12 protein-coding genes are annotated in these 15,720 nt (G+C 73.7%); 8 read left to right on the top strand and 4 right to left on the bottom strand.

Going from position 1 to position 15,720, the window contains the following annotated elements; translation table 11 throughout:
- Positions 1 to 11: 11 nt before the first annotated feature.
- Complete coding sequence (locus tag K8Z49_RS25810) at positions 12 to 2,834, top strand: molybdopterin-dependent oxidoreductase (RefSeq protein ID WP_412515432.1); 2,823 nt, start codon at positions 12 to 14, stop codon at positions 2,832 to 2,834.
- Positions 2,827 to 3,933 (top strand): Mrp/NBP35 family ATP-binding protein, encoded by a 1,107-nt coding sequence (locus tag K8Z49_RS25805; RefSeq protein ID WP_412515431.1) that lies wholly within the window; start codon positions 2,827 to 2,829, stop codon positions 3,931 to 3,933. Before K8Z49_RS25810 ends, K8Z49_RS25805 begins: the two co-directional genes overlap by 8 nt.
- A gap of 8 nt (positions 3,934 to 3,941) precedes the next feature.
- Here K8Z49_RS25805 and K8Z49_RS25800 read toward each other — a convergent pair whose 3' ends face one another.
- A complete protein-coding gene (locus K8Z49_RS25800; RefSeq protein ID WP_021591181.1) occupies positions 3,942 to 4,856 on the bottom strand; it encodes a LysR substrate-binding domain-containing protein in 915 nt (304 codons plus the stop codon).
- A gap of 73 nt (positions 4,857 to 4,929) precedes the next feature.
- Here K8Z49_RS25800 and K8Z49_RS25795 point away from each other — a divergent pair, with 73 nt between their 5' ends.
- A complete protein-coding gene (locus K8Z49_RS25795; RefSeq protein ID WP_412515430.1) occupies positions 4,930 to 7,911 on the top strand; it encodes a BRCT domain-containing protein in 2,982 nt (993 codons plus the stop codon).
- 22 nt (positions 7,912 to 7,933) lie between these two features.
- Here K8Z49_RS25795 and K8Z49_RS25790 read toward each other — a convergent pair whose 3' ends face one another.
- On the bottom strand, positions 7,934 to 8,797 hold the full coding sequence (locus tag K8Z49_RS25790) for a LysR family transcriptional regulator (protein WP_412515429.1): 864 nt from the start codon (positions 8,795 to 8,797) through the stop codon (positions 7,934 to 7,936).
- A gap of 70 nt (positions 8,798 to 8,867) precedes the next feature.
- Between K8Z49_RS25790 and K8Z49_RS25785 the strand changes: the two genes are divergently transcribed.
- Together K8Z49_RS25785 and K8Z49_RS25780 are read left to right on the top strand one after the other, a co-directional pair.
- Entirely contained in the window at positions 8,868 to 9,785 is a 918-nt protein-coding gene (locus K8Z49_RS25785) for a PhzF family phenazine biosynthesis protein (protein WP_111830667.1), read from the top strand.
- Complete coding sequence (locus K8Z49_RS25780; protein ID WP_021591177.1) at positions 9,782 to 10,816, top strand: ornithine cyclodeaminase family protein; 1,035 nt, start codon at positions 9,782 to 9,784, stop codon at positions 10,814 to 10,816. The genes K8Z49_RS25785 and K8Z49_RS25780 overlap by 4 nt, the downstream gene beginning before the upstream one ends.
- A 125-nt stretch (positions 10,817 to 10,941) precedes the next feature.
- Here K8Z49_RS25780 and K8Z49_RS25775 read toward each other — a convergent pair whose 3' ends face one another.
- Positions 10,942 to 12,309, bottom strand: a complete 1,368-nt coding sequence (locus K8Z49_RS25775) for a glucose-6-phosphate dehydrogenase (protein ID WP_412515428.1) — start codon at positions 12,307 to 12,309, stop codon at positions 10,942 to 10,944.
- A gap of 28 nt (positions 12,310 to 12,337) precedes the next feature.
- Entirely contained in the window at positions 12,338 to 14,167 is a 1,830-nt protein-coding gene (locus tag K8Z49_RS25770) for a glycoside hydrolase family 15 protein (protein ID WP_412515427.1), read from the bottom strand.
- A 197-nt stretch (positions 14,168 to 14,364) separates the two neighbouring features.
- Here K8Z49_RS25770 and K8Z49_RS25765 point away from each other — a divergent pair, with 197 nt between their 5' ends.
- Genes K8Z49_RS25765 through K8Z49_RS25755 form a run of 3 tightly spaced genes read left to right on the top strand, consistent with a single transcriptional unit; the run spans position 14,365 to position 15,716 of the window.
- Entirely contained in the window at positions 14,365 to 14,574 is a 210-nt protein-coding gene (locus K8Z49_RS25765; RefSeq protein WP_021591174.1) for a hypothetical protein, read from the top strand.
- Positions 14,575 to 14,595: 21 nt separating this feature from the next.
- Positions 14,596 to 15,168, top strand: a complete 573-nt coding sequence (locus K8Z49_RS25760) for a MauE/DoxX family redox-associated membrane protein (RefSeq protein ID WP_412515426.1) — start codon at positions 14,596 to 14,598, stop codon at positions 15,166 to 15,168.
- On the top strand, positions 15,168 to 15,716 hold the full coding sequence (locus K8Z49_RS25755) for a TlpA family protein disulfide reductase (protein WP_021591172.1): 549 nt from the start codon (positions 15,168 to 15,170) through the stop codon (positions 15,714 to 15,716). The genes K8Z49_RS25760 and K8Z49_RS25755 overlap by 1 nt, the downstream gene beginning before the upstream one ends.
- The last annotated feature ends 4 nt before the right edge of the window (positions 15,717 to 15,720 follow it).

The following is a 15,720-nucleotide window of genomic DNA, read 5'->3' as shown; positions in this document are numbered from 1 at the left end:
AGGAGTGCCCTATGACGATCGACCTTCCCGGGATGCGCAACCACGAGAGGCTGCGGAACTACCCGGCGCCAGAGACGTGGGACCACCATGTCGAGAACGACGCCCGCGCCCACCCGCGCAAGGTGCCCCGGGAGTTCATGCTCATCCCGACCACCTGCTTCAACTGCGAATCGGCCTGCGGGCTCCTCGCCTACGTCGAGAAGAAGGACCTGTCCGTCACCAAGGTGACCGGCAATCCCGCGCACCCGGGCTCGCGCGGCCGCAACTGCGCCAAGGGCCCCGCCACGATCAACCAGCTCGACGACCCCGAGCGCATCCTGCACCCCCTGCGCCGGACCGGCGAGCGCGGAGCCGGGAAATGGGAGCGCGTGACCTGGGACGAGGCGCTCGACGACATCGCGGCGCGCATCCGGCGGGCGATCCTCGAAGACCGCCACGACGAGGTCCTGTACCACGTGGGACGTCCCGGAGAGGACGGCTTCGCGGAGCGGTTCCTCCAGGCCTGGGGCGTCGACGGCCACAACAGCCACACCAACATCTGCTCCAGCGGCGCGCGGTTCGGCTACACCCTGTGGGGCGGGTACGACCGGCCCTCGCCCGACCACGCCAACGCCAAGGTCATCCTTCTGCTGTCGAGCCACCTGGAGACCGGGCACTACTTCAACCCGCACGCGCAGCGCATCATGGAGGCCAAGCAGGACGGGGCGAAGCTCGTCGTCCTCGACCCGCGGATGTCCAACACCGCGTCCCACGCCGACCTGTGGCTGGCGCCCTGGCCGGGCAGCGAGGCGGCGATCCTGCTGGCCGTGGCCTCGTACCTGATCCGGACGCGGCAGCTCGCGGACGGCTACATCCGCCGGTGGGTCAACTGGCAGACCTACCTGGAACGGCTCCATCCGGACGCGCCTCGCGACTACGAGACCTTCCTGGAACGCCTGGAGTCCGACTACGCCGGCTACACCTTCGAGTACGCGGCCCGCGAGGCCCGCATCCCGGAGGAGCGGATCGAGGAGCTGGCGCGCATCGTCGCCGGCGCCGGGACGAGGCTGGCCGCGCACGTCTGGCGCGCCGCCGCCGCGGGCAACCTCGGCGGATGGCAGGTGGCCCGGTCCCTCTTCTTCCTCAACGTGCTCACCGGAAGCGTCGGCACCGAGGGCGGCACAAGCCCGAACGGCTGGAACAAGTTCGTCGCGCACGGCCCGAACATGCCGGACGCCCACGAGCGCTGGAACGAGCTGCTCTGGCCTCGCGAATACCCGCTGTCGACCAACGAGATGTCGTTCCTCCTGCCGCATTTCCTCGCGGACGGGCGCGCGAGGCTGGCCGTCTACTTCAGCCGGGTCTACAACCCCGTCTGGACCAACCCGGACGGGTTCATGTGGATGGAGACCCTGACCGATCCCGACCGGGTGGGATGCCATGTGGCGCTGACGCCGACCTGGTCGGAGACGGCGGCGTACGCCGACTACGTCCTGCCCATGGGGCACTCCACGGAGCGGCACGACACCCACTCCTACGAGACCCACGCCGGACGGTGGCTGGGCTTCAGGCAGCCCGTGCGCAGGGTCGCCATGGAGAAGACGGGCCAGGCCTTCACCGACACCCGTGACACCAACCCGGGCGAGGTCTGGGAGGAGAACGAGTTCTGGTTCGAGCTGTCCTGGCGCATCGACCCGGACGGCGCACTCGGGATCCGCAAGTACTTCGAGTCCCCGTACCGTCCCGGCGAGAAGGTCACCGTCGACGAGTACTACCGGTACGTCTTCGAGAACTCCGTCCCGGGCCTGCCCGAGAAGGCGAAGGAGGCCGGGCTGACCCCGCTGGAGTACATGCGCAAGTACGGCGTGGTCGAGATCGACTCGGGCGTCTACCGGCTCGACGAGCGGCCCCTCACGCCCGCCGAGCTGGACGGTGCCGAGGCCGACGAGCAGGGCGTGCTGCGCCGGCCGACCACGCCCGACTCGGTCCCACCGCTGATCGGCGAGGCCGGGGCGGTCGGCGTCCGGCACGAGGACGGCACGGCCACCCAGGGCTGGCTCACCCCGTCCCGCAAGCTGGAGATCTACTCGACCGCCGTCGCCGACTTCGGCTGGCCCGAGCACGCGACGCCGGGATACGTGGAGTCGCACGTCTCCTGGAACCGGCTCGACCGGGACGCCGGGGACCTCGTCCTCATGCCGACCTTCCGGCTGCCCACGCTCATCCACACCCGTTCCGGCAACGCCAAGTACCTGAACGAGATCAGCAACACCCACCCGCTGTGGGTGAACCCGGAGGACGCCGCGGGCCCGGTCACCGGCGACCTCGCCACCGACGACCTCGTCCGCGTGCACACCGAGATCGGGCACTTCGTCGCCCGGGTCTGGGTGACGTCCGGCATCCGTCCCGGCGTGGTCGCGCTCTCGCACCACATGGGCCGCTGGAGGCTGCACGAGCAGGACGGCAGCCGGTGGGTGAGCGGGCTGGTGGACCTCCAGCGCGGCGAGGAGGGGGTGTGGCGGCTGCGCTACCGCAAGGGGGTCCGGCCGTTCGCGTCCGGCGACGCCGACAGTTCCCGGATCGACTGGGACGATCCCGGCGTCCACCAGAACCTGGCCTTCGCGGTGCACCCGGATCCGCTGTCCGGGATGCACTGCTGGCACCAGAAGGTGCGGCTGGCCCCGGTCGAACCGGGCGACGAGTACGGCGACGTGGTCGTCGACACGCGCAGGTCGCGGGCCGTGTACCGGGAATGGCTGGAGATGACCCGGCCCGGACCGAACGCGGACGGTCTGCGGCGCCCCGAGTTCCTCATGCGCCCCGTCAAGCCGAAGCGGCGGGCCTTCCATGTCTGACCTGGAGCGGGCGGTCCGCGCCGCGCTCGCGTCGGTCGAGGATCCGGAGCTGCACCGTCCCCTCACCGATCTCGGCATGGTCGCGGACGTGCAGGCGGGGCGGCGCGGCAAGGTCCGCGTCCGCGTCGCGCTCACGACGTCCGGCTGCCCCCTGCGCGAACGCCTGCGCGCCGACGTGGAGGCGGCGGTGCTGGCCGTGCCCGGCGTCCGGGACGTCGCCGTGGAGTTCTCGGCGATGAGCGCGCGGCAGCGGGCCGAGCTGGGAGAGCGGGTCCGGGTGGACTCGCGCAAGGTCCGCGGCGCCCTGTCCGGCGGGAGGCCCGCCGTCTACGCGGTGGCGAGCGGCAAGGGCGGCGTGGGCAAGTCCACCGTGACGGCCAACCTCGCCGTGGCGCTGGCCGCGGCGGGATCCACGGTCGGGATCCTCGACGCGGACGTGTGGGGCCCTTCGATCCCGCTGCTGTTCGGCGCCCGCCGCCCGCCGGTCGTCCTGGGCGGCCGGATGATGCCCGTCGAGGCCCACGGCGTGCGGCTCATGTCGACCGGCCTCTTCGTGGAGGGCACCGAACCGCTCGTCTGGCGCGGCCCCATGCTGCACAAGGCGATCCAGCAGTTCCTCGACGACGTCCACTGGGGCGACCCGGACGTCCTGCTGGTCGACCTGCCTCCGGGCACCGGGGACGTCTCGCTCTCCCTGCTGGAACTCGTCCCGGACGCGCGGGTCATCGTGGTCACCACGCCGCAGCCCGCCGCCCGGCAGGTGGCCGAACGCGCCGGGCGGATGGCCGCCGACCTCGGTATCGCGGTCGCCGGCGTGGTGGAGAACATGTCCGGCTTCACGTGCGACTGCGGGCGGCACGCCCCGCTGTTCGGATCCGGCGGCGGCGACTCCCTCGCGGACGCGCTCGGCGTCCCGCTGCTCGGCCGCGTCCCCCTCGACGAGCGGCTGCGGGAGTCGGGCGACGCGGGCGTGCCGGTCATGGCGGGCCACCCCGGCCGCCCGTCGGCGGCCGCGCTCCGGGACGTCGCGCTGTCCCTGCCGCTGGAGGGGCCGCGGCGCGGCCTGGCCGGGATGCCCCTGCCGCTCTCGCCCGTCTGACCGCCGGGTCAGTGCGCCGAGGCCCGGCCCGCCTGGACGGCGATCCGCAGCAGCGCCTCCGCGTGGGGCGCCGGCGCCGACCGGCGGGGCCACACGGCCCGCAGCCGCCGGGTCAGCTCGATCCCCGCCACAGGAACCCGGACGAGCTGGCCGGTGCGCAGCTCGTGCTCCACGGCGAGGGCGCTCAGCACCGCGGCGCCCGCGCCCGCGACCACCGCCTCCTTGATGGCCGTGGTCGACGACAGCTCCAGGTGCGGACCCTCGCGCAGCTCGCCGAGCACCCGGTGCAGCGTCTCCCGCGTCCCGGAACCGCGCTCGCGCAGCACCAGGCGCCCGGCGGCCAGCTCACCGGGGGTGAGGGGGCCGCGGCCGTCCGACCAGGGATGGCCGGGCGCGGTCACCACGGCGAGCTCGTCGTCGGCGACCACCAGCTCGGTCAGGCCGTCGTGCGGCGCCGGATCCTCGATGAAGCCGAGGTCGGCCTCCCCGGCCTCCAGCAGCTCCACCACGTCGTGCGAGTTCTCCGCGCGCAGCGCGACCGTCAGCTCGGGCCGCTCGCGGCGCAGCGCGACCAGCCAGCGCGGCATCAGGTACTCCGCGATCGTCATGCTGGCCGCCACGCGCAGCAGGCCGCTGGCCCGGTCGCGCAGGGCCGCCACGTTCGCCATGAGGTCGGCCGCGGGCGCCACCACGTCGCGCGCCCACTCCGCCACGGCCGCGCCCGCCGCGGTCAGCCGCGACCCGGACGGGGACCGGTCCAGCAGCTCCAGCCCGAGCCGGCGCTCCAGCAGCTTGATCCGCGCGCTCGCCGACGGCTGCGAGATCCCGTGCTCCCGGGCGGCCCGGCCGAGGCTCCCCAGGCGCTCGACGGAGAGCAGGAGGTCCAGGTCGGCGAGTTCGGGGGTACCCGGCGCTAGTGGCACGCCCCCACCCTACGAGACCGGGGACGTTACGGATTGCGCCGATGTCGCGTCAGACCGGTAAGGTCCGTTGATCATGAAATTGCGAGGGCGCACGGTCGTGCTGTACGGGGACTTCTGGGAGATCGAGAGGGAGTCCGCGACACGGCGGCTCCAGGCCCTCGGCGCCCGCGTGGCGCAGGAGGCGACCGAGGAGACCGACCTCATCGTCGTCGCCCCCGGCGAGCGAGGGCCCGTTCCCCGCACCGACGCGATGCTCCGCACGCCGTACCTCGACGAGGACGCGCTGATCGGCATGCTGGAGCGGGAGGAAGGCGCCGCCGACCCGGTGGAGGCGCCTCCCCGGCCGTTCGTGTCGGCCGCCGAGCTGGCAGGTGCGCGCGGATCCGGCGATCTGTACGCGCTGCTCGACGGGGCGGACTGGCCGGCCTTCACGCCCGAGCGCGACGTCCCGCCGCTGCGCGCCCGGCTGGACGAGCTGGAGCGCGCCGAGGGCGTGACCGACGCTCACCGGCTGGCGACCCGGCGGCTGATCGACACCGGTGAGGCGCGGCTCCAGCACCCGTACGGCCACGACACGGAGATCGTCGCCCACGCGATGAGCCCGGACGGCCGCTACCTCGCCACCGGGAGCTGGGTCGGCGACGACTACGACGCGGGCGGCGTCCTGCAGATCTGGGAGGTCGCGACGGGCCGGTGCGTCAACACCGTCCGCCGGATCGACGGCGGTATCGGGTGGCCCCGCTACGCGCGCACGATCCAGTGGTCCGCCGACTCGTCCCGCATCGCCATGGTCCACCGCACGAACACGGTGGGGGTCTGGACCTTCGACGGCGAGCCGCTCGCCACGATCGACGTGTCGGACGGCAACTCCCGCCCGTCGGATTTCGCCCTCTCCCCGGACGGGCGCAGCGTCTACTTCCACTGCGGCACCAACGGCGACGGCGGGCTCCAGGGTTGCATCGTCCCCCTGGACCGCGGCCACCTGAGCTGGTTGCCCAACCATGTGGAGACCGACCACCCGTACCTGCTCGCGCGCCGGCTGCCCAACGCCGTCCGGGACGACTTCGCCTCGCTCGAACGGGGCGACGGCGACTGGCTGGTCGGGCAGTGGATCGAGGACCCGGCGTGGTCGCCCGACGGCGCCCGGCTGTACGGGTCGAACGCCATCAGCGTGGACGCGGCGACGCGCGAGGTCGTCTGGCACGCGCCCGGACGTCTCGCCCGTCTCAGCCCGGACGGCGCCCTCGTCGCGACCGTCTCCCGCCGCGGCCTGTTCCTGCGCGAGGCGTCCACCGGGCGGATCCGCTGCGGCCCCTTCGCGCTCGGCAAGCCCGTCTCCCTGCACTGGGCTCCGGGCCGCACCGTCAACCGGCTGGCCGTCCTGACGCCCCCCACCGGCACCGCCGAGACGGGAGGCGTGCACGTCTTCGACGACGACCGCCTCGTCTTCAGCGCCCAGGCCCCGCATTCGGGGTGGGGGGATCAGGAGGGCGACCACAACGCCTGGGCCTGGGCCCCCGGCGGCGAGCGGGCCGCCTTCCTGACCATCGAGGGGTCCGCCGAGATCTGGTCGTTCGCCGATCCGGCGAACCCCCGGCTGATCCGCAGCGTGCTCGCCGGCGGCGCCGACACGGTCTACTGGGGCGCGGACGACACGCTGGTGGTGCTCGACGACGCGGTCATGCAGTTCGTGAAGGTCGAGACCGGCGAGGTCGTCGGCGACTTCTACTCCCTGTACGTCCCGCCGGGCCCGCGTCCGGTGGAGGGCGACGCCGTCGAGGAGTTCGAGGGGCAGATCTTCGCCCTCGACGAGGACCACTGGGCGATGACGCTCCAGCCCGACGCCGTGATCGCTCCGGAGGGCCGCGAGGACGAGCTGGACGCCCTCCTGGCCTGGGGAGTCGGGCGACGCCACGCCTGGCCGGTCCGCTGGGGCGAGCTTCGCGTGCTGCCCGACGCCCGCACCGCCGCGGACGTGCTGGACTCCGAGGACGGCGAGATCCTCCGCGAGCTTCGCGAGGAGCTGGACCCGGACGGCGACGACTCCGGGGAGTGGCCGCCTCCGAACACGGCGAGCGTGGACGACCTGTTCGAGGCGGCGCGCGCCTCCCTCGCCGACCTCGACCGGTACAGCTGGGGCACCCACATCGCCGACCATCTGCGGGCCGCCGCCCGGCTCCGCGCCCGGCACGGCGAGCCCGAGGCGGCGATGACCCTCGTCGGCGACATCCCCGAACCGGCGGACCGGCTCGCCGCGGCGTCCGGCGTCGCCGTGATCCTCGTCCGCGCCGGGCACGCGGCGTCCGCCCGCGACGCCTTCGCCCTCGCGCGGTCGCTGTACCCCTCGGTGGACCCCAAGATGTTCGACGCCGACAGGTCGGCCTGGTTCGGCGCCGCCTGCCAGGCGCTGGGCGACGCGGCCTCCGCCGAGCAGTGGTTCCGGCACGCCCGCGCGTCCATCGCCCTCGAACCCAACCCGTGGCAGGACCACATCGCCGTCATCCACCCGATGCTGGAGTGCGGACGCGACGATCTCGTACGCGCCCTCCTGGACGACCGCGCCGGGCACCCGGACGGCGGCTTCTTCTGGGAGGCGGAGTGGCTGGTGTACCTGCTGCGCACCGGCCGCCTCGACCTGGCCCGCGAGTTCCAGGGCCTGCCCGGCTGGGACGTCCCGTACGAGGTGCTGACGGTCCTCGCCGAGCAGGGACGCGCCGACCTGATGGAGACGTGGGGAGATCACAACTGGGCGATCGGCGACGACCTCGTCGAACTGGCCCACCGGGGCACGCCCCCGGTCCGGCCTCCGGCGCCGACCGGCCAGGACGTCCGGGACCTGGCCCGGGACCACGCCCGGATCCAGGGCATGCCGCACTCGCGGCGACAGCACCCGACCGCGCAACTGATCGAGACCGCCGCCGAGCGCGGCCACATCTCCGCCGTCCTGGACCTCCTGGAACGCCTGCCGGAGCGCGGTGACTTCAACGACCGCCCCTCGTCCGCGTTCGGTGCGATCTGGCTCCTCCACACCGGCTTCAACCGCCCCCCGTTCTAGCGAGGACGCGCGGGCGGGCCTGCTACGGCTCGACCGTCCGGAGGAGGAGGCGTTCGAGACCGTCCAGAGCCGGATCCGCCTCGGTGCCGGGCCGCCGTGACACGGCGATGTCCACCTCGGGCGGATCCGGCAGGCCATGGCGGGAGGGCAGGCGAGCCGCGCCCGCGGGGATGTTGCCCGCCAGCAGCGCGCCGACCCCGATACCGGCGCTGACCGCGGCCTGGACGGCGTGGACGCTGTTGCTCTGGAAGGCGATCCGCCACGCTCGTCCTCGCCGGTTGAGGGCGTCCAGAACCGGAGCCCGCCACTGGCACGGCTGGGAGAACATCACCAGCGGCAGCGGATCTGTGAGGGGATCCAGCGAGGCCGCGGCGGTCCAGAAGAGGGGGACCCGGCGCCGCCACCGGACGGCGTTCTCGCTCATCACGGACGGGTCGCCGAACACCAGGTCCACGCGGCCCTGATCGGCGAGCGGGCGCAGCGCCGCCGCTGCGCCGATGACCACCTCCAGCTCGATCCCCGGGTGCAGCGCGGCGACGTCGGCGAGGGCGTTGGGCAGGGTGGTCATCGCGAGGTCTTCGAGCAGGCCCAGCACGCGCCGCCCGTGCGGCGCGTCCCCGCGCCGGCCGACCGCCGCGCGCGCCTCGTCGTGCAGCGCGAGGACCCGCTCCACGTAGGCGAGCATGGTCTCGCCGGCGGGGGTGATCCGGATGCCGCGCGCTTCCCGTAGGAGCAGCCGCTCTCCGGCGGCCCGCTCCAGCCGCTGGATGCGCTGGCTGACGGTCGGCTGGCTCAGCTGGAGCGCCGCCGCGGCCCGGGTGATGCTGCCCGCGCGGACGGCTCCCGCGAACGAGCGCAGGTCCGCGATCTCGAAATCCCTCTCCATTCGAAAATCTTATGCCTACCATGCCGATATTGCTCTTCTCGATGGGCGGACGGCTTTCTAGCCTGGCGCCATGCCCCAAGACCAGACCGCGTCCGGCCCCGTCGCGTATCACCATGTCGACGTCTTCTCCGACGAGCCCTACGCGGGCAACAGCCTCGCCGTCTTCGTCGACCCGCCCCCGCTGACCACGGCCCAGATGGCCGCCGTCACCAGGGAGCTGCGCCACTTCGAAACGATCTTCGTGACGCGGTGGCCGGACGGACCGTCCGCCGACGCCCGGGTCTTCGACCTGAACGAGGAGCTCCCGTTCGCCGGGCACCCGGTGCTGGGAGCGGCCGCCGTCCTGCACGACCTCGACGGCACGCCCGACGGCGCCGACCGCGGATGGACGATCCACCTGCCCGCGAGGCCGGTGCGGGTCGCCACGCGCCGGAGCGCCCCGGGCCGGCTCACCGCGTTGATGGACGCCGGCCCGCCCGAGCTGGTCGGCACACCGGCCGCCGAGGACGCCGCGTCCATCGCGGAGCGGCTCGGGCTGTCCGCCGACGATCTCGACCGGCGGCTCCCGCCCCAGGTCTGGTCCACCGGCCTCGCCTATCTCATCGTCCCGGTGCGCGACGGCGACGCGCTCGTCCGGGCGCGGATCGCCTCCCCGGACTTCGAGGGCTTCCTCGCACGCCACGGCGCGCAGTTCGCCTACGTGCTCGACGCCTCCGTCCCGGAAGGCCGGCACTGGAACAACGACGGCGTCGTCGAGGACGTCGCCACCGGCAGCGCGGCCGGATGCGTCGCCGCCTACCTCCTGCACCACGGGCGCGCCGGGGACGGCGTCGAGACCCCGCTGGCGCAGGGACGCCTCACCGGCAGGCCGAGCACCATCGCGATCACCGCGTACGGCCCCGCGGAGCGGCCGGTCCGGGTCACCGTGGGCGGCGGTGTCGCGGTGGTCGGCACGGGACGCCTGCGCGCCCTCCCGGAGCCGCTGTGAGCGCCCCGCAGATCTTCGAGGCCGGCGCCATCCGGCGGGCCATCGGGTTCGAGGACCTCGTGGACCCGGTGGCGGGCGCGCTGGCCGCCTTCAGCCGCGGGCTCGGCGCGTCGCCCCTCGCGGTCTTCGCGCCCGCGGGCCCGGACGGCGACGTGCACGTCAAGTCGGCCTGGCTGCCGGGCCGGCCGGTGTTCACCGTCAAGGTGGCGGCATGGTTCGCGGCGCGGGCGGCCCGCGGCCTCCCGGGCGGGAGCGGCTACGTCGCGGTCCACGACGCCGCCACCGGGGACCTCCTGGCGCTGCTGCAGGACGAGCACCACCTCAGCGACGTCCGCACCGCGGCGGCGGGAGCCCTCGCCGCCCGGCTGCTCGCTCCCCGCGACGCCCGCACGCTCGCCGTCCTCGGCACCGGCGTGCAGGCGTACCTCCAGGCGCTGGCGGCCATCGCGGAACGTCCCATCGACACCGTCCTGGTCTGGGGGAGGCGCGCCGACGCCGCGCGGACATTGCGGGCGGCGATCAGCGCGCGGGCGCCCCGGGTCACGGCCACCGTCGTGGCGAACGCCCGGGAGGCCGTCCGGCTCGCCGACGTGATCGTCACCGCGACCTCCAGCAGGCGGCCGATCGTCGCCGGGTCCTGGCTGCGCCCCGGACAGCACGTGACCGCCGTCGGCGCCGACGACGCGACGAAGGCCGAACTCGACCCCGAGTGCTTCCGGCGCGCGGACCTCCTCGTCGTCGACAGCAGGGCCGACGCGCCCGTCCACGCCGGCGACCTGCGCGCCGCCCTCGCGGCGCACGCCGTCACCGAGGCCGGCATCGGCGCGGAACTCGGCGACCTCGTCCCGGACGGGCACGCCCGCCGGAGCGGAACCCAGATCACCGTCGCCAGACTCATCGGCCTCGGCGTCCAGGACCTCGCCGCCGCGGAGACCGTGCTCCCACGCCTGACCGCCGCCACCCCGCCCGAAGCCGGAACCCCACCCCCGGCATCGGTCCTCGACCTCCACCGAACCCCGGAAACGAGCTGATACCCGCCAGCCCGCCGGGCAACGACACGCCGCGTACTACTCCGAGAAGGCGATCGCCTCGGTGCGGCGCATCGCCGCGGAAGGGGCCGTACGGGTTCTGACCGGGCGACCCGCACGCTTCCCGGTCAACGAGGTGGTCGCCGGAGTCCGCTAGAACCGGCCGGGTAGTCCTGGAGCGGTACGCGGTCGGCGGCCCAGGCGGACATGACGGGGGCGAGGACGCGCCAGGCCTCCTCCGCCTCGTCGCCCCGGATGGACAGGGCGGCGTCGCCGTGCAGGACGTCCAGCAGCAGCCGTCCGTAGGCGGGCAGCTCGGGGGCCTCCATCCGCGCCGTCATGGTGAGCGGGGTGAGGGTGCGCGCACCGGAGCCGATGCCCGTGAGCCCCAGGGTCATGTTCTCCGGGTCGAGGCCGAAGCGGAGCACGTTGGGCAGCGCCTCCCCCGCGTGGCCGAAGGGCAGGTGCGGGACGGGCCGGAAGTGGACCGCGACCTCCTTGCGGTCCTCCGCGAGCGCCTTGCCGCTGCGGATCCGGAAGGTCGTCCCGGACCAGCGCCAGCTTTCCAGCCGCAGCTCCACCTCGGCGAACGTCTCGGTGCGGCGCCGGGCGTCCACGCCGTCCTCGTCGATGTAGGCGGGGACGTCGCGGTCGCCGACGCGGCCGGCCGTGTAGCGCGCCCGGCGGGTGCGGCGCAGGACGTCCTCCTCGGTGAGGGGCCGGACCGAGCGCAGCACGTCGATCTTCCGGTCGCGCAGGTCGCGCTCGTCGAGGCTGAGCGGCGGTTCCATGGCCACCAGGCACAGCACCTGGAGCAGGTGGTTCTGCACCATGTCCCTCAGCGCCCCGACGCCGTCGTAGTAGCCCGCCCGGCCCTCCAGCGCGAGCGACTCGTCCCAGACGATGTCCACCTCGGAGATGTGCGCGCTGTTCCAGAGGGGCTCCAGGACGCGGTTGGCCAGCCGGCTGCCGAGCAGGTTCTGGACGGTGGTCATGGCGAGGAAGTGGTCGACGCGGAACACCGCCTGCTCGGGGACGACCTCCGCCAGCAGCCGGTTCAGCTCCACCGCGCTGTCCAGGTCCTCACCGAACGGCTTCTCCAGGACGATCCGGCTGCCCGGCGGCAGGCCCGCCCCGCGCAGGGCGGTGACGGTGCCGGGGAAGACCGCCGGGGGAAGGGCGAGGTAGAGGGCGACCGGCCCGTCACCGGCGGCGAGGTCGGCGAGGTCGGCGGTGTCGGTGGCGTCCGCCCGGCGGTAGCGGACGGCGCCGGTGAGCCACGTCCTGACCTCGGCGGGGGAGGAGCGGTCGTGCCGGTCGAGCTGCCCGGCCGCCCATTCCCGGAACTCCCCGTCGCTCCAGCCCTTCCGGTCGGCGCAGGTCAGCCGGAACCCGTCGGGGAGGTGCCCGGCGGCCCGCAGGGCGGCCAGCCCGGGGAGCAGGAAGCGGGCGTTGAGGTCGCCCGTGGCGCCGAAGACGACGAGCCGGTCGATCATGCCCCTGTCCCTTCATGCCGTGGTCCCTTCATGCCGTGCCGCCCGCTTCCGCTCGGGCGAGGGTGACGCCGCTGGCGATGATGCCGATGTGGCTGAACGCCTGGGGGAAGTTGCCCATGAACGTGCCCGTCGACGGGTCGATCTGCTCCGGAAGCAGGCCGAGCGGGCTCGCCCGGGAGCACAGTGAGGCGTACAGATCCTGGGCCTGCTCGATGTGGCCTTGCAGGACGAGGTTGTCGACCAGCCAGAAGCTGCACAGCAGGAAGGCGCCCTCGTCGCCGGGCAGGCCGTCGGGCGACCGGTCGTGCAGGTAGCGGTAGAGCAGGCCGTCCCCCGCGGACAGGCGTTCGGCGATGGCCGAGGTGGTGGCCCTCATTCTCGGGTGGCCGGCCGGGACGACGTTGCGCAGCGGGAGCGCGAGCAGGCTCGCGTCCAGGCTCCCGCCGCCGTCGAGGTGCTCGCTCAGGCACTGCGCGTCCTCGTCCCACGACCGCTCAAGGATGAGCCGGCGCAACTCCTCGGCCTTGGCACGCCAGGTGTCGATCGGACCGGGCAGGCCGAGCCGCGCGCCGATGGACGCGGCCCGGTCCAGCGCCACCTGGCACATCCCGGCCGAGTAGGTGAACACCCGGCCCTCGCTGCGCACCTCCCAGATCCCCTGATCCGGGTGCCGCCACGCGTCCGCGGCGGTCTCGGTCAGTTCCGCCAGCTTGGACCACAGCGCCGGCTGGAGGTCGCCGCCGGCGAGCAGCCACTGGTCGGCGCAGTCGAGGACCTCCCCGTAGATGTCGTGCTGACGCTGGTCCGCGGCGCCGTTGCCCCACCGCACGGGGGACGAGCGCCGGTAGCCCTCCAGGCCGGCGTCCGGGATCTCCTCGGGGACGGGATCGGCGCGCAGGGTGTACATGATCCGCGGCAGGCGGCCGCTCTCGAAGGCGTCCAGGACCCAGCCGAGGAAGCCGTCCGCCTCGCATCGGAACCCGACGCGGCGCAGCGCGAACACGGTGAAGGCGGCGTCCCGGATCCAGGCGTACCGGTAGTCCCAGTTGCGGACCCCGCCGATCGGCGCGGGCAGCGAGGACGTCGGGGCCGCCACCATGGAGCCGTTGACCCAGTCGTCGCACAGCTTCAACGTGATCGCGGCGCGCCGGACCAGCGGCTCCTGCGGGCCGCCGTAGCCGAAGCCGCCCATCCAGCGGCGCCACGCCTCGGCGGTCTGGCGCAGCACCGTCCCGGGGTCGAACCGGTGGTGGCGGTGGAGGCGGCCCCAGGAGAGCGTCAGGTCCAGACGTTCGCCCTCGGTCAGGTCGTGCACGGTGCTCAGCCCGTCCAGCGGGCGGTTGGAGCGCAGATGCAGGCGCAGGTCCGGCCGCCGCGCCGCCCGCACCTCCAGCCCGCTGGCCAGAACGCGGGCCTGCGCGCCGTCGCGCGGCCACAGCTCCGCGTGCAGCCGGACGGCACCGTCCAGGACGACCGCTGACCGGACGAGCTCGTCCCGGCCCGCCCCCGCGTCGTCGGACAGGTCCGCGCCCGCGCGCAGGCCCAGCGCATCGGTGACCCTGACCAGGCCGGACGGGCCGCGCAGCTCGGTCACCAGCACCGCCGTGTCGGGCTCGTAGTACTGGCGCGCCTCCCGCAGGTCCGCCACCGTCAGGGTGAAGTGCCCGCCGCGCGCGTGATCCAGGAGGCCGGACAGCAGCGGTTCGCTGTCGAAGCGGGGCAGGCACAGCCACGGGATCGAACCGTCCAGGGCGACCAGCGCCGCGGTCGTGCCGTCCCCGACCAGGCCCAGGTCTTCCAGCCGCGGATAGCCCTCCGATCGGCGAACCGGGCGGAACGGTGGATCGGGATGGAGCATGCCGGCCTCCTTCTCACCGACCGCGCCGCCGACAAGCGACGTGTCCGCTCCGGCCCCGGCTACGCGTGAGCGCGCGGAACTTTGCGATATCCGCAGGACGGAATGGGGTGCAGCCTAGCTGCGGTGAAGCGGCGATGAAGCTGATCTGAACACGGCTGGTGATCTCATGGTCGCCGGTCGACGAAGGAGACTTGAGAATGCTCGCGAAGCTCGAAGAGCTCGGTGACCGCCTGCTCGGCTTGGTGGTCCCCCAGGCGCAGGCGTCCGCCAGGGACACGTGCTGCTGGTATGACGGTGTCTGCGACCGCACCCGCGACTGGTGGTGCTGCTACACCCCGGGCGGAACCGCACCCGGACGGTGCCCTGCCGGCGCCTACTGCGCCTACTCCAACCCCCACCCCTGCTAGTCCCGCGTCAAAGGGTGTGTGATGGCGTACGTCGCGCTGGGGTGCCGCTGCATGGTCGGGCTGGTGTTCGCCGCCTCGGTCCTGGGCAAGCTTCGCGGCCGCGAGTCCTACGCCCGGTTCGTGGCGGCCGCCGGCCGGCTGGGACCGGGGTGGGTGCTCTCCCGGATCCCGGCACCCGTGGTGGCCGGTGGTGTGATCGCGGCTGAAGCGGCGGTGCTGGTGCTCCTGGTGCCGCCGGGGACGGCGTGGATCGGTTTCGCCCTCGCCGGTCTTCTGGCGATGGCCTTCGCCGTGGCGGTCCTGACCGCGCTGCGGCGCGGGGATCGCGCACCCTGCCAGTGCTTCGGGGGCTCGGACCGCCCGGTCAGCGGGGTGCATCTGGTCCGGAACGGCGTGCTCGCCGCTGCCGCCGCCCTCGGAACGACCGCCGGCGCGGTCGCGGCCGGGCCGATCGAGCCGGCGGGCGGCGTCATCGCCGCGGTCGCCGGTGCCGTGGTCGCCGCCTTCGTGGTGACCGCCGACGACCTTGCCGGACTGTTCCGTCCCGTGGTGTCTCCAGATGGACACCACGCCACGAAAGGATTCTCGCGTTGATGCCCTTCGTCGCGGCGCTGGCCCTCCTGGCACTCGCGGTCTGCCTGCTGGACCTGGTCCTCACGCTCGGCGTCGTCCGGCGGCTCCGGCACCACACCGAGCTGATCTCGAACCTGTCGTCCGGGGGACGGCGGCCCTACGCGATCCTCGACGAGGGGGAGACCGCCGGGTCGTTCGAGGCCGTCGCCACCACCGGCGAGCCGGTGTCCCGGGACGGGCTCTCCGGCCTGACCCTGATCGGCGCCCTCGCGCCGGGGTGCAGTGCCTGCGAGGAGAAGCTGCCCGCTTTCATCGATTACGCGAGGACGTTCTCCGGTGGACGCGACCAGGTGATCGCCCTCGTCGTGGGATCGGAGGACGAGACGGAGACCTACCGCGAGCGGCTGGAGCCGGTCGCCCGGGTCGTCGTCGAGCCGCCGGTGACCGGTGAGATCGGCACGGCGCTGGGGCTGGGCTCCTTCCCCGCGTTCGGCATCTTCGACGAGTCCGGGACCGTGGTCACCAGTGGCATGGAGCTGAACCGCTCGGCCTCCGCCGCCGGAGTGTGACCGC

This window comes from Actinomadura madurae (assembly GCF_047130825.1).
In the GTDB taxonomy this organism is placed as follows: Bacteria; Actinomycetota; Actinomycetes; order Streptosporangiales; family Streptosporangiaceae; genus Spirillospora; species Spirillospora madurae.
The sequence above is the reverse complement of the archived record's forward strand: the minus strand, read 5'-3'. Positions and strand labels throughout refer to the sequence as shown.

Coding starts and splice junctions, on each gene's coding strand:
- K8Z49_RS25810 (WP_412515432.1), top strand. CDS start 12: ATGACGATCGACCTTCCCGGGATGCGCAACCACGAGAGGCTGCGGAAC.
- K8Z49_RS25805 (WP_412515431.1), top strand. CDS start 2,827: ATGTCTGACCTGGAGCGGGCGGTCCGCGCCGCGCTCGCGTCGGTCGAG.
- K8Z49_RS25795 (WP_412515430.1), top strand. CDS start 4,930: ATGAAATTGCGAGGGCGCACGGTCGTGCTGTACGGGGACTTCTGGGAG.
- K8Z49_RS25790 (WP_412515429.1), bottom strand. CDS start 8,797: ATGGAGAGGGATTTCGAGATCGCGGACCTGCGCTCGTTCGCGGGAGCC.
- K8Z49_RS25785 (WP_111830667.1), top strand. CDS start 8,868: ATGCCCCAAGACCAGACCGCGTCCGGCCCCGTCGCGTATCACCATGTC.
- K8Z49_RS25775 (WP_412515428.1), bottom strand. CDS start 12,309: ATGATCGACCGGCTCGTCGTCTTCGGCGCCACGGGCGACCTCAACGCC.
- K8Z49_RS25770 (WP_412515427.1), bottom strand. CDS start 14,167: ATGCTCCATCCCGATCCACCGTTCCGCCCGGTTCGCCGATCGGAGGGC.
- K8Z49_RS25765 (WP_021591174.1), top strand. CDS start 14,365: ATGCTCGCGAAGCTCGAAGAGCTCGGTGACCGCCTGCTCGGCTTGGTG.
- K8Z49_RS25760 (WP_412515426.1), top strand. CDS start 14,596: ATGGCGTACGTCGCGCTGGGGTGCCGCTGCATGGTCGGGCTGGTGTTC.
- K8Z49_RS25755 (WP_021591172.1), top strand. CDS start 15,168: ATGCCCTTCGTCGCGGCGCTGGCCCTCCTGGCACTCGCGGTCTGCCTG.